The organism is Streptomyces sedi (assembly GCF_006335015.1).
In the GTDB taxonomy this organism is placed as follows: domain Bacteria; phylum Actinomycetota; class Actinomycetes; order Streptomycetales; family Streptomycetaceae; genus Streptomyces; species Streptomyces sedi.
The window spans coordinates 17,352-31,010 of sequence record NZ_VDGT01000029.1; the positions used below are offsets into that span (position 1 = coordinate 17,352).

Annotated in this window: 11 protein-coding genes; 7 read left to right on the forward strand and 4 right to left on the reverse strand. The window is 69.5% G+C overall.

The window, feature by feature from the left end; genetic code table 11:
- The first annotated feature begins 10 nt into the window (after positions 1 to 10).
- The 7 genes from FH715_RS26330 (at position 11) to FH715_RS26360 (ending at position 7,948) form a co-directional block, all read left to right on the forward strand.
- The gene (locus FH715_RS26330; protein WP_211367779.1) at positions 11 to 1,174 is read left to right on the forward strand and encodes a tyrosine-type recombinase/integrase; all 1,164 of its coding nucleotides are present in this window, start codon (positions 11 to 13) and stop codon (positions 1,172 to 1,174) included.
- Positions 1,171 to 3,792, forward strand: a complete 2,622-nt coding sequence (locus tag FH715_RS26335) for a tyrosine-type recombinase/integrase (RefSeq protein ID WP_139649708.1) — start codon at positions 1,171 to 1,173, stop codon at positions 3,790 to 3,792. Before FH715_RS26330 ends, FH715_RS26335 begins: the two co-directional genes overlap by 4 nt.
- Positions 3,789 to 4,376, forward strand: coding sequence for a DUF6262 family protein (locus FH715_RS26340; RefSeq protein ID WP_139649710.1), 588 nt, complete (start codon positions 3,789 to 3,791; stop codon positions 4,374 to 4,376). Before FH715_RS26335 ends, FH715_RS26340 begins: the two co-directional genes overlap by 4 nt.
- The gene (locus tag FH715_RS26345) at positions 4,373 to 4,837 is read left to right on the forward strand and encodes a hypothetical protein (protein ID WP_139649712.1); all 465 of its coding nucleotides are present in this window, start codon (positions 4,373 to 4,375) and stop codon (positions 4,835 to 4,837) included. The genes FH715_RS26340 and FH715_RS26345 overlap by 4 nt, the downstream gene beginning before the upstream one ends.
- A 187-nt stretch (positions 4,838 to 5,024) precedes the next feature.
- Positions 5,025 to 5,501: a hypothetical protein gene (locus FH715_RS26350; RefSeq protein ID WP_139649767.1), complete on the forward strand. Its 477-nt coding sequence runs from the start codon at positions 5,025 to 5,027 to the stop codon at positions 5,499 to 5,501.
- Between the two features lie 171 nt (positions 5,502 to 5,672).
- Positions 5,673 to 6,689 (forward strand): glycoside hydrolase family 6 protein, encoded by a 1,017-nt coding sequence (locus FH715_RS26355; protein WP_139649714.1) that lies wholly within the window; start codon positions 5,673 to 5,675, stop codon positions 6,687 to 6,689.
- Between the two features lie 218 nt (positions 6,690 to 6,907).
- Positions 6,908 to 7,948, forward strand: coding sequence for an NAD(P)-dependent alcohol dehydrogenase (locus FH715_RS26360; RefSeq protein ID WP_139649716.1), 1,041 nt, complete (start codon positions 6,908 to 6,910; stop codon positions 7,946 to 7,948).
- A gap of 95 nt (positions 7,949 to 8,043) precedes the next feature.
- On the opposite strand, the gene serA is transcribed toward FH715_RS26360, so the two are convergent.
- From serA to FH715_RS26380, 4 genes are all read right to left on the reverse strand, one after another.
- Complete coding sequence (gene serA / locus FH715_RS26365; protein WP_139649718.1) at positions 8,044 to 9,633, reverse strand: phosphoglycerate dehydrogenase; 1,590 nt, start codon at positions 9,631 to 9,633, stop codon at positions 8,044 to 8,046.
- Between the two features lie 221 nt (positions 9,634 to 9,854).
- Complete coding sequence (gene ilvC / locus FH715_RS26370; RefSeq protein WP_139649720.1) at positions 9,855 to 10,853, reverse strand: ketol-acid reductoisomerase; 999 nt, start codon at positions 10,851 to 10,853, stop codon at positions 9,855 to 9,857.
- Between the two features lie 124 nt (positions 10,854 to 10,977).
- Positions 10,978 to 11,502 (reverse strand): acetolactate synthase small subunit, encoded by a 525-nt coding sequence (ilvN, locus tag FH715_RS26375; protein WP_139649722.1) that lies wholly within the window; start codon positions 11,500 to 11,502, stop codon positions 10,978 to 10,980.
- 48 nt (positions 11,503 to 11,550) lie between these two features.
- Positions 11,551 to 13,449 (reverse strand): acetolactate synthase large subunit, encoded by a 1,899-nt coding sequence (locus FH715_RS26380; RefSeq protein ID WP_170184840.1) that lies wholly within the window; start codon positions 13,447 to 13,449, stop codon positions 11,551 to 11,553.
- Between the last annotated feature and the right edge of the window lie 210 nt (positions 13,450 to 13,659).

Here is a 13,659-nt window from a genome sequence, read left to right on the forward strand (position 1 = left end):
ACGGCACGTCGTGATCGGAGACCTGAGGGTCCAGCGGATCGAGCGGAAGGGCGGGCGGAGATCATGGACGATCGTCTGGTCCGAGGGCACGCTCCACACGGAGGCGGACCGGTTCCTGCGCGAGCATGAGGGCTCGGGTACGCAGAAGACCTACGCGTACTACCTGGTGGACCATCTGCGCTGGCTGGAGCGCGAGTGCCTGACCTTCGAAACGGTCCAACTGCGCGACCTGGAGCGTTATATGGGGATCGTCGGTGCCGAGGTCCGCATGCCTCTCGGGGAGCCGTGGCGGGTCGGCAAGCGCCCCTACAGCCGTTCTGCGCTGTCGACCGCGGCGGCCTGCCTGAAAGGCTTCTACCTGCACCAAGCCTCCCTCGGCATCAACGGCGAGCTCGGCAGGAAGCTCGATAGCTCCCGGCTGCCCTCACGGGTGGACCGCCGCCGCTCGTTCCTCGGTCACGCGAAGTCGCCATTGCCCACGAACCCGCTGGCGCCGAAGGGGCCGCACCGCCGGCACCCGAAGATGCTGCCCGACGGGGCGAGGGAGAGGCTGCTGGAGACGGTGAACACCGCCCGGGATCGGCTGGTCGTCGACTGGCTCGCCGACGGGGGCCTGAGGATCGGCGAACTGTGCGGGCTGCACCTGGTCGACCTGCACCTGCGGGGGAACGCGGCCTGCGGCGAGTGCCGCACCCCGCACCTGCACGTCTGCCACCGGCCCGGCAACCCGAACCAGGCCGAGGCCAAGACCAAGCACCCGTGGCAGGTCGAGCGCGGGATCGTGACCGGCGGACTGATCAAGCGAGTCAGCCCGGCGATGGTGCACTCCTACTTCGAGTACATGACGACCGAGTACCCGCGCGGCGCTTGGCACGGCATGCTCCTGGTCCAGCTGCACGGCGCCGATGCCGGCCAGCCGTGGGCCCCGGTCGGCGCCCGCCGGATGCTCGGACGGGCAGGGAAGCGCGCTGGTCTGGGGCTGGTGAAACCCCATGCCTTCCGGCACACCTTTACCTCGGCTGTTCTCGACGCTGCGGACGGCAACACCCTGATCGCCCGGGACGCGGGTGGCTGGGCCTCGGCCGCGATGGTCGACGAGGTCTACGGTCACGTCGACATCCACGATCCGGTCTTCGACGCCGCTCTACGCACAGTCTGGGGTGAGAACCGATGAAGCGCCGGGACGCCTTCCTGCTGCCCTTGCTGACCTCGCACCAGAACGACACGCGGATCGGCAGAGATCGTTTGGAGATCCTCACCGCGCTGATAAACGCGCCCTCCTTCGACCCTCTGTTCCGCGACGACATCATCCAAATCCCACAGGGACATCAGACCTATCGATGGTTCTGCCGGGTCGGTGGTTGCGAGCGCGCTACCGGCCTCGGCGACTTCTGCCACAGCCATCGAGAAGAGTGGCTCACCGTCGCGAAGCAAGGAGTCAGCCGGTCTGCTTTCCTCAGCACTGCTGAACCTTTGGGCCAGTCAACCGACCATTACGGCAATATGTCTTGCCTGATCTGTCCCGAGCGCCCCGCGCGACCAGGTGAGTATCGTCTCTGCGAATTGCACTTCGCGAAGTGGAGTCGGGCGCGAGCTAGAAAAGAAGCCGCACTCGACTTGGATGGGTGGGTAGCCGAACAAAACCCTTCTCCGGGGTTCGGGGCTTGCGCGGTGCTGGTCTGTCCTCTTTTGGCAGAGTCGCCGCTTGGACTATGTCGTCGGCACGGTAACGCCTACCGGAGGGCAGGTGCCCCCGGCGGCGCATTGATTTCGCAGGGATGGTGGCGTGACGACCAAGCAGCAGTCAGTTACACGGACCACAACCGGTTCCAGTCATGGTGTAATGCAGAGACCGCAGTCGCCCTGCCCGCTCAGTTGAACCTGCGTGGCCTGCGTCCGCTGGCGCAAAAGGAGATCCAGTGGGGGCTGTTCACTCACACCCAACGGTCGCGTCCAGCTCGTTGGGATGTCATCGCACTCCGCATGGTAGTGAATGCCTGTCGCGGAACAGATGCGACCTCGATCATCGATCTGGACGTTTCCTCTTTGAGTAAGACCGCCACAGGGATCACGAAAGAGATCCTTCACGAGTTGCGTCTGATCTATTTCACGCGCGAGGAAACCAAGGAGGCTGGATTCATCGAGACCAGACACTTCGGCATCACCCTCGATCAGCGACTCGGGCATATCAGCCTCACCGGGATCTCTCAACGATGGCTACGGGGAATCGCATGGGACTACTTTGCCGAGATCCTGAGTTCGCCCCGTTGTCCTAGCGCTCACAAACTCGACCAAATTCGCCGTGCGATGACTGAACTGAGCGCTTTCCTTGAAGCCGATGCCCCTGGCGGAGGCCACGACCCAGCAGTCTTGACGAAGGAGCACGCTGATCGCTTCGTCGCGGATCAGAGACATCGCGAGCGTCATGGGCTCCCCTCTCTGGCCATGGTCCGGTCCGATGGGAAGCCGAGCATCGTCACAACCGGCACGCGGTCGGTGGTCTTCAACCACACGCGTAAGATCCTCCGCAAGGCAATGGACGACGGTGCGACCAATGCTCTTGGCCTCGCGAGAGAGTTTGTCGTCGCGTTGCCGAACGCCGGCGCCACCGCCTACCCGAAGCGTCGGCGCCCCTTTGCTGACGAGGTGGCACGCGCACTGGCAGACGAGCGCAATCTCGCCGAGCTCACACGCGTCCACGATCCGGATGACGAGGGCGCTCGAGACATCTGGGAGATCGTCGTGGTCACCGGACGACGGTTGGGCGAGGTCATCGAGCTCCGCTGGAACTGCATCGGTCGGCTCAGCGGGCTCGCGATGCTCTGGCATGACCAAACCAAGGTAGGCAACTACGACGCGGCCATCCGCATCCCCGAGTCCCTCTACGACCTCATCGCCGACCGGCAGCGCAAAACGCTCAGCCGGTTCGCCGACGAACACGGCTACATCCCCACGGGCAAGGAACGCGACGGACTCGCGCTGTTCCCCACCAACTACCGCAGCACCGACGGAACGATCGCGCTGAGCAGACCGTGGTTCTACAGCCGTTTCCGTCCCTGGGTCGACGCTATGGACATCGGCCATTGCGTCCCCCACCAGGCTCGCCACACCCTGGCCACCAGCCTCCTGCGTCAAGGCGCCACCCTCACCCACATCCGCCGCTACCTCGGACACGTCTCGGACCGGATGGCCGAGCACTACGTCCACCTCTCCAACACCGATCTGGAGAACGTGCTCCAGCATGTCTGGGTCGCCGGCCCCGGCACGGCCTCTCCTGGGGAGCTCCTCGCAGGGGACTCAGCCAAGGCGCTCACGAAGGAGCAGGCCCTCGCTATCGCCGTCGACCTCGCCCGCCGCAGTACCCCGGCCGAGGGTGGTTTCTGCACCTTCCAGCCGGTCGTCGACGGCGGTGCCTGTCCCTGGAACCTCGACTGCCACAACTGCGATAAGTTCGTCCTCTCCGGCGCCGACCTTCTTTACTGGCGGCGCAAGCGGGAACAGTGGCGGCTGCTGGCCGAGGGCGCCCCCGACGACGCCACCGCCGACTACCTCCACCGTTACTTCGAGCCCACCGCCCGTGCCATCGACGGCCTGGAGAAAGCCCTGGCCGGCCTCGGCCTCCTTGATGACGCGCTCGCCCTGGACCTGCGCAAACCGCAGGACTACTTCCACCGGGTGTGGTCCACCGCCTTCCGCGCCGCCGATCTCGCCGACGCGGGCAGCAGGGAGCAGGACGAGTACAGCGATACGTGCACAACAGACGGCGACGATCTCAAACAGGACATCGCATGAAGACCGCCACCGTTCCAGAACCCCGCACGGCAGCTGCCCTGGCAGCCCGCCGTCGCAAGACCGAGACCGCCCTCCAGCGAGTCCACGAGGCCATCACCTGCCTCCGACGTGAGAAAGCCCAGATCAGCGTCGCCGCCGTCGCCCGCCGCGCAGACGTATCCCGCACCTTCCTCTACGACAACCCCGAGGCCAGGACGGCCATCGCCTCAGCCATGGCCGAGGCCGGCGAACGCCGGTCCCGGACCCTCGCCGAGCAGGACGACGAGCGTGAGGCGACCTGGCGCGAACGCGCACTCAACGCGGAGGACGCCCTCAAGGCCGCTCACGCCGAGATCCTCACCCAGCGGACCCGTATCGGTGAACTCCTCGGCGAAATGCGGGACTTGCAGGCAGAATGGACCGAAGAGGCTATCCAGCGGATCACCACCGAGAACACCACCCTCAAGCAGCGAGTCCGCCAGCTCACTGCCGACAACCGCACCCTCGACGAGCGGCTCAAGGCCGCCCGCTCCAACCTCCGCTTTCAAGACCGACGCCTCGCCGACCTGGAAGCCCGCGTCGCCGATCCCGGATCGGCAACATGATCCAGTCCCCGAAGCCAACGAAGGACTACGCGTTGAGTATGCAGTTCCCCGCCCCTGGGCGCGTCATCGACATCGAGGTACGGCTCAAGGCCCAGCGGGTCCTCAAGGCCATGTCCACCGATGCCCTCAGGGTGTGGGAGGAAGCCATGGAAGAGGTCAAGGAGGATGCGCTGGGCGAAGGCGTTGTGCTGTCCACCCAGGTATTCAAGGGGAAGTTTGATCCTGACGATGAAGTCTGGCTTGGTCCTAGGGAGTTGAACCTGGACAGGTACATGTGTGAAGAGGGCGTGGGCGTGCTGACGATGATCGAGTACGCCATCGCTGGCACCGTCACCCGGTGCGAAGTTACGACATGCCGTCAGTTCGGCGAGGTGGTCCACCGCATGGTGATCGGGGAAATCGTCGTGGGTGGCACGCCTACCAGCGCCACGCCTCCGGGGCTCCCCCGAGGGGCGGTCTGATCTCAGTTCTCCGATCCTGAGACCGAAACCGGAACACCTCACGGCCCGTCCACCGTCCCGGTGGGCGGGCCGTCCCATGGGGCCATCCGGACGAGCTGCAGAACCGGTGTCAATCCACCGTCACGGACATGTAGTCTATGAATCGTCGCAGTTCAGAGCGGTTTTACGAGCTTCTGCGGTCGGTAAAATCGACGGAACCCTGCTCCCCTACGCCTCCGCCACGCTGCCGACCACCGACGCCGAGTGGGACGCCTGGCAGCACCCTTCCAACCCGGCCCTGGCCACGGTCGATCCCGCCCACGGCCCGCGCCTGCTCGGCCTGGAGTGCGCCCTGATGTGGGCGACCGGCTGGATGGCGCACGCCAACGAGGTGATCGCCCCGTTGGTCGGCCTCCCCCGGCTCCCGGTCTGCGCGCTGCCGGACTCCCCGCTGGAGGAGACGCCCGGCGGGCCGCACTGGAAGACCGAGACCCTGGTCGCCACGGCGGCCGGCCGGCCGTTCGTCTGGGTCGACGACGAGATCGGCGCCTCGGACCGCGACTGGGTCGCCGCGCACCACGGAGGTCCGGCCCTGTTGCACCGCGTCGATCCCCTACGCGGCCTGGGTGAACGGGACTTCGCCGTCCTCACCGACTGGCTGCGCGGCCTCGGCACCGCCGGCTGACCGCGAGCGGACGGCCCACACCCCGGCCCGACATCGACCCGGCATCGACCCGGCATCGGCTCGACGAGGTCCCGCGCGAGCGGTTTACGCCCGCCCGTCGAGCGGCTATGTTCGGGCGAACGCAATGGGAGCGCTCCCACCCCACGCCAGTCGTCCCGAGAGGAACGATCCATGCGCACCCCAGAAGTGGCGCAGTCCCCCACAACCCCCACCCGCGGTCGACGCCGGAGGGCGCCGTTCGCGCTGGCCGCCCTGGCCGCCGTCAGTGGGTTGGTCGCCGGCCTCACGCTCGCCTCCGGCGCGCACGGCGCGACGGCCGCGGACCTGCCCGACGACACCGTTTTCCACAACTACCCGGCCAACGTGCACAGTTGGGTGGAGGAGAACCCCGACGACCCCAGGACCCCGCTGATCTCCGAGCGGATAGCCAGCCAGCCGCAGGCGGTGTGGTTCGCCAACTACGAGCCGGGGACCGTGACCGAGGAGGCGAGCGCGGTCACCTCGGCGGCCTCGGCCGCGGGCGAGGTGCCGGTGCTCGTCTCCTACATGATCCCCAACCGCGACTGCGGCGGCGCCTCCGCCGGTGGCGCGCCCGACTTCCCCGCCTATCTGGACTGGGCGGAGAACTTCGCCGCGGGGCTCGGCAGCGACCCGGTGCTGGTGATCCTGGAGCCCGACTCCCTGGCGTTGACCACCTGCCTCGACGACGGGGAGCGCGCCGAACGCTTCTCGTCGCTGGCCGGGGCGGCGGACCGCATCCACGCCGCCAACCCCCAGGCCAGGGTCTACTTCGACGCGGGCCACTCCAACTGGCACGACCCGGCGACCATCGCCGGGACGCTGCGCGAGGCCGGCATCCTGAACAGCGGCGACGGCATCTACAGCAACGTCTCCAACTACCGGGTGACCGGCGAGGAGAACGCGTTCGTCGAGGGCGTGCTCAACGAGTTGGGCGACCCCGAGCTGACCGCCGTCATCGACACCAGCCGCAACGGCAACGGTCCGGACGGCGAGGAGTGGTGCGACCCGCCCGGGCGGCTGGTCGGTGAGAACCCGACGGCGAACACCGGCAACGCGCGCGTCGACGCCTACCTGTGGGTCAAGCTCCCGGGCGAGCTGGACGGCTGCGCCGGCCCCGCGGGTTCGTTCTCCCCGGACATGGCCTACGAACTGGCCGGAGGCAACTGACCCCCGACCGATCGCACCTTCCCCACCGACCGGCGTCGCCCCTCCCCCGGGGCGGCGCCGGTCCCGTGTGCGTGCCGATCCGGGCGCTCACCGATCCCGTAGGGCTGGCGAATGATACGGAAACCGACAACTTCTGTCGCCTTGAGCTATTCGTCCTAGCGTGGAGCCAGGATGTGTCCACGGTTGGTCCGGGACGAGCACCGCGAGGAGGTCGGGACATGAAGGCCGTGCAGTACCGGGAGATCGGAGCCGCGCCCGAGGTGGTGACGCTGCCCGACCCGGAGCCGGGTCCCGGGCAGGTCCTGCTGCGGGTCGCGGCGGCCGGGGTCTGCCACTCGGACATCGCGCTGATGAGCTGGCCGGCGGAGAGCTTCCCCTACCCGCTGCCGCTGACGCTCGGCCACGAGGGCGCCGGGACCGTGGTGGCGCTCGGCGACGGCGTGCGCGGGATCGAGGAGGGCGACAGCGTCGCGGTCTACGGGCCGCAGGGCTGTGGCCGCTGCGCCAAGTGCGCGCGGGGCCGGGAGAACTACTGCCTGCGCGCCGCCGAACTGGGCATTTTCCCGCCGGGGTTGGGGGCGCCCGGCGCGATGGCGGAGTATCTGCTGGTGAACGACGCCAGGTTCCTCCAGCCGTTGCACGGTCTCGACCCGGTGACCACGGTGCCGCTGACGGACGCCGGGCTGACCCCGTACCACGCGATCCGCCGCGCGCTGCCGAAGCTGGTGCCCGGCAGCACCGCCGTGGTGATCGGCGCCGGCGGGCTCGGACACGTGGCGATCCAGCTGCTGCGGGCGCTGACCCCGGCGCGGGTGGTGGCGTTGGACGTCGCCGAGGAGAAGCTGGCGCTGGCCCGCGACGTCGGGGCACACGAGGTGGTGCTCTCCGACGAGCGGGCGGCCGAGCGGGTGCGGGAGCTGACCGGCGGGCTGGGCGCCGAGGGCGTCTTCGACTTCGTGGGCGCGGAGCCGACGACGGCCCTGGCCGGCTCGGTCGCCGCCGTGGAGGCGGATGTGGCGATCGTCGGCCTCGGCGGCGGCGCGGTGCCGGTGGGGATCAACACCACCGCGTTCGACGTGGCGGTCGCCGCGCCCTACTGGGGCAGCAGGAGCGAGCTGGCCGAGGTGCTGGAGCTGGCGCGGGCGGGCGCGGTCGAGGTCAGGGTGGAGACCTACTCCCTCGACGAGGCGCCGGTCGCCTACGAGCGGCTGCACGAGGGCAAGGTCAACGGCCGCGCGGTGATCCTCCCGAACGGGTAGGCGCGGGGGCCGTGGAACGGGTCCGCCGCCCGGCGCGGGTTGTGGTCCGTGCCGGGCGGCGGAGTGCGGGTGCGGGGTGGGCGCGCCGCGCGCCGTCAGTCGTTGAGGTCGACGCCCCGGGCGGAGGTGGCGCCGATCTCCTCGGCGACCTCGCTGAGCACGCCGGACGGGATGGTGCCGTCCACGGTGAGGACGATCAGCGCCTCACCGCCCTCCTCGGCGCGGGCGACCTGCATCCCCGCGATGTTGATCTCGGCCTCGCCCAGGATGCGGCCGAGGGCGCCGACGACGCCTGGCCGGTCGCCGTAGCGCAGGAACGCCATGTGGTCGGCGACCGCGAGGTCCACGGTGTGTTCGCCGATGCCGACGATCTTCTGCTGGTGCTTGGGGCCGGCCAGGGTGCCGGAGACCGAGATGACCTGGCCGTCGGTGAGGGTGCCGCGGACCGTGATCAGGTTCCGGTGGTCGGGCGACTCGGAGCTGGTGGTCAGCCGCACCTCGACACCGCGCTCCTGGGCGAAGAGCGGCGCGTTGACATAGGAGACCGTCTCGGCGACGACGTCCTCGAAGACGCCCTTGAGCGCGGAGAGTTCGAGCACCTTGACGTCGTGCTGGGTGATCTCGCCGCGCACCTCGACGTCGAGCCGCTGGGCGACCTCGCCGGCCAGCGCGGTGAAGATCCGGCCGAGGTTCTCGGCGAGCGGCAGCCCGGGGCGGACGTCCTCGGCGATCACGCCGCCCTGGACGTTGACCGCGTCGGGGACCAGCTCGCCGGCGAGCGCCAGGCGCACGGAGCGGGCGACGGAGACGCCGGCCTTCTCCTGCGCCTCGCCGGTCGAGGCGCCCAGGTGCGGGGTGCCCACGACCTGGTCGAACTCGAAGAGCGGCGAGTCGGTGCACGGCTCGGACGCGTAGACGTCGAGGCCGGCGCCGGCGACCCGGCCCTCCTTGAGGGCGCTGTGCAGCGCGGCCTCGTCGACGATGCCGCCCCTGGCCGCGTTGACGATGCGCACGGTGGGCTTGACCTTGTGCAGCGCCTCGTCGCCGATGAGCCCCAGGGTCTCCGGGGTCTTCGGCAGGTGGACGGTGATGAAGTCGGCGGTCTCCAGCAGCTCGTCCAGGGTGAGCAGCTTGACGCCCAGCTGGGCGGCGCGCGCGGCCTGCACATAGGGGTCGTAGGCGACGATCTTCATGCCGAAGGCCGCCATCCGCTGGGCCACCAGCAGCCCGATCCGGCCCAGCCCGACGACGCCGAGGGTCTTCTCGGACAGCTCGACGCCGGTGTACTTGCTGCGCTTCCACTCGCCGTTCTTCAACGCGGCGCTGGCCTGCGGGATGTTGCGCGCGGTGGCGATCAGCAGGCCGCAGGCGAGCTCGGCGGCGGTGATGATGTTGGAGGTCGGCGCGTTGACGACCATGACGCCGGCCTTGGTGGCGGCGGCGACGTCGACGTTGTCCAGCCCCACACCGGCGCGGGCGACGACCCGCAGCCGTCCGGCGGCGGCGATGGCCTCGGCGTCGACCTTGGTGGCGCTGCGGATCAGGATGGCGTCCACCTCGGCGATGGCGCCCAGCAGTTCGGCGCGGTTGGCGCCGTCGCAGTGCCGGATCTCGAAGTCCGGTCCCAAGGCGTCAACCGTGGCGGGGGAAAGCTCTTCGGCGATGAGTACGACGGGCTTGCTCACTGGGTCTCACTGGTCCTTTGCGGAAGGCCGCGTCCCGACGGCCGTCGACGGGGTGGAGGAGAGGTGGGGCGGGCAGCCGCGTGGAGACGCACGACGCTGTGAGCCTGTGACGCGCTTGTGTCTGGCAGTGTATCGGCGCCGTGTGGGCCCGGCGGTCGCCCGCCGGACCCACCGCTCGGACGAGCGAACTCCCGTGGCCCTCACGGAGATCCGCCCGTCGGTCAGGCTTCCTCGTCCACCCAGCTCATGAGCTTGCGCAGCTCGCGGCCCGTGGTCTCCAGCAGGTGGTCGCCGTCGGACTTCTTGTACTCGTTGTAGCGCGGCAGGCCGGCGCTGTACTCGGCCATCCAGTTCCTGGCGAAGCTGCCGTCCTGGATCTCGCCGAGGATGCGCTTCATCTCGGCCTTGGTGTCGGCGTTGATCAGGCGCGGCCCCGAGACGTAGTCGCCCCACTCGGCGGTCTCGGAGATGGACCAGCGCATCTTCTCCAGGCCGCCCTCGTACATGAGGTCCACGATCAGCTTCAGCTCGTGGAGGCACTCGAAGTAGGCGATCTCCGGCTGGTAGCCGGCCTCCACCAGGGTCTCGAAGCCGGCCTTGACCAGCGCCGAGGTGCCGCCGCAGAGCACGGCCTGCTCGCCGAAGAGGTCGGTCTCGGTCTCCTCGGTGAAGGTCGTCTTGATCACGCCGGCGCGGGTGCCGCCGATCGCCTTGGCGTAGGAGAGGGCCAGCGCGAACGCGTTCCCCGAGGCGTCCTGCTCGACCGCCGCGATACAGGGCACGCCGCGCCCCTCCTCGTACTGGCGGCGCACCAGGTGGCCCGGGCCCTTGGGGGCGACCATGCAGACGTCGACGCCGGCGGCGGGCTTGATGAACTCGAACCTGATGTTGAAGCCGTGGCCGAAGAAGAGCGCGTCGCCCTCCTTCAGGTGCTCGCGCACGGACTCCTCGTAGACCTTGGCCTGGATGGGGTCGGGAACGAGGACCATCACCACGTCCGCCTCCGCCGCGGCCTCGGCCGGGGTGACGACGCGCAGGCCCTGCTCCTCCGCCTTGGCGCGGGACTTGGAGCCCTCGTGCAGGCCGACCCGGACGTCGACGCCCGAGTCGCGCAGGGACAGCGCGTGGGCGTGGCCCTGGCTGCCGTAACCGAGGACCGCGACCTTGCGGCCCTGGATGATGGACAGGTCGGCGTCGTCGTCGTAGAACAGCTCGGCCACTTCGGTTTTCTCCTTGTTTTCGCCGGTGGTCCCACCGTGAGGGGACCACCGTATGACATCGGCCGCCGCCGGCCGGGCGTGGCCGGAGGGGGCGCGTGGGCGTGACGAGGGGCGCGCGCCAGGGTCAGGCGGAGCGCTCCAGGGCGCGCAGCGACCGGTCGGTGATGGACCGGGAACCGCGTCCGATGGCGATGGCTCCGGACTGCACCAGTTCCTTGATGCCGAACGGCTCCAACATGCGCAGCATCGCCTCCAGCTTGTCGCTGCTGCCAGTGGCCTCGATGGTGACGGCCTCCGGCGCCACGTCCACGGTCTTGGCGCGGAAGAGGCGGACGATCTCCACGATCTGGCTCCTGGTCTCGTTGTCGGCCCTGACCTTCACCAGCACCAGCTCGCGGGCGACGGCGGCGGTCGGGTCGAGCTCGACGATCTTCAGGACGTTGACCAGCTTGTTGAGCTGCTTGGTCACCTGCTCCAGCGGCAGGTCCTCGACGCTGACCACGATCGTGATCCGGGACACCTCGGGGTGTTCGGTGGTCCCGACGGCGAGGGAGTCGATGTTGAAGTTCCGGCGGGAGAAGAGGGCGGTGATCCGGGAGAGGACACCGGGCTTGTTCTCCACCAGAACGGAGAGGGTGTGCTTGGACATGGCGGTTCTACCTCGTGGTGGCGGGTCGGCTGCGGGCACGCGCGGCGGTCAGTCGGTGGCGTCGCCGAAGTCGGGGCGCACGCCGCGGGCCGCCATCACCTCGTCGTTGGAGGTGCCGGCGGCCACCATCGGCCAGACCATGGCGTCCTCGTGGACGATGAAGTCCACGACCACGGGGCGGTCGTTGATCGCGTTGGCCTTCTCCAGGACGGCGTCCAGCTGGTCGGGGCTCTCGCAGCGCAGGCCGACGCAGCCCATGGCCTCGGAGAGCTTCACGAAGTCGGGGACGCGGGTGCCCTTGTTGGTGGCGGTGCCGGTGCCGGCGGCGGAGCCGCTGTAGGCGCCGGTGGTGCCGTCGTCGCGCAGCACGGTGTTGGAGTAGCGCTGGTTGTAGAAGAGGGTCTGCCACTGGCGGACCATGCCCAGGGCGCCGTTGTTGATGATGGCGACCTTGACGGGGATGCCGTTGAGCGCGGCGGTGACCAGTTCCTGGTTGGTCATCTGGAAGCAGCCGTCGCCGTCGATCGCCCAGACCGGGGCGTCGGGGCGGCCGGCCTTGGCGCCGAGCGCGGCGGGGACGGCGTAGCCCATGGTGCCGAGGCCGCCGGAGTTGAGCCAGGTGCCGGGGGTCTCGAAGCGGAGGTAGTGCGCGGCCCACATCTGGTGCTGACCGACGCCCGCGGTGAAGATCGTGCCCTCGGGGGCGAGTTGGCCGATGCGCTCGATGACCTGCTGCGGCGAGAGGCTGCCGTCCTCGGGCAGGTCGTAGCCCAGCGGGTAGGTCTCGCGCCAGCTCTCCAGCTGGCGCCACCAGCCGGCGTAACGCTCCCTGCCGCGCGGGCCGTTCGCGTCCTCGGCCTCGTCGGCCTCGACGGCGCCCAGCAGGTCGGTCATGACCTCCTTGACGTCGCCGACGATCGGGACGTCGGCCAGGCGGTTCTTGCCGATCTCGGCGGGGTCGATGTCGGCGTGCACGATCTTGGCGTGCGGGGCGAACGAGTCGATCCGGCCGGTGACGCGGTCGTCGAAGCGGGCGCCGAGGGCGACGATCAGGTCGGCCTTCTGGAGCGCGGTGACGGAGGCGACCGAGCCGTGCATCCCGGGCATCCCCAGGTGCTGGGGGTGGCTGTCGGGGAAGGCACCCAACGCCATCAGCGTCGTGGTGACGGGCACGCCGGTGCGCTCGGCGAGGGCCAGCAGCTCGGCGGCGGCCCCCGCCTTGATGACGCCGCCGCCGACGTAGAACACCGGGCGCCTGGACTCGGCGATCAGCCGGGCCGCCTCCCGGATCTGCTTGGCGTGCGGGCGGCTCACGGGGCGGTAGCCGGGCAGCTCGGCGGTGGGCGGCCAGCTGAACGTGGTCTGCTTCTGGAGCGCGTCCTTGGCGATGTCGACCAGCACGGGTCCCGGGCGGCCGGTGGAGGCGATGTGGAACGCCTCCGCGATGGTGCGCGGGATCTCGGCCGGGTCGGTGACCAGGAAGTTGTGCTTGGTGACCGGCAGGGTGATGCCGCAGATGTCGGCTTCCTGGAAGGCGTCGGTGCCGATGGTGGACGAGGAGACCTGGCCGGTGATGGCGACCAGCGGGACCGAGTCCATGTGGGCGTCGGCGATGGGGGTCACCAGGTTGGTGGCGCCGGGGCCCGAGGTGGCCATGCACACGCCCACCCTGCCGGTGGCCTGGGCGTAGCCGGTGGCGGCGTGCCCGGCGCCCTGCTCGTGGCGGACCAGGATGTGGCGCACCGTCGTGGAGTCCATCAGCGGGTCGTAGGCGGGGAGGATCGAGCCGCCGGGGATGCCGAACACCGTGTCGGCGCCCACCGCTTCGAGGGAGCGGATGAGCGACTGGGCGCCCGTGACCTGCGCGACGGTGGACGTGGGCTGGGGTGCTCCGTTGCGGGGAGCCCGTGGTTGCGGCTTGGGTGCCCCGGTGGCCTGCTCGGTCATCACGATCTCTTCTCGGGGGGATGTGGGTGCCGGCGCCGCGGGGAGCGCGGGCGGTCGGCTTGAAGGGAGCTGGGGAGTGCTTCGGCTGGCGGTGCGGCTGGCGGCGGCGCGGACGTTCATGGTCTCGGATGACGTCGGTGCAACAAAAAACCCCCCGTGCCGTCAGGCATACGAGGGGAAGCGCGTCGCTGGGAGCCGCAGGGGTGCCTG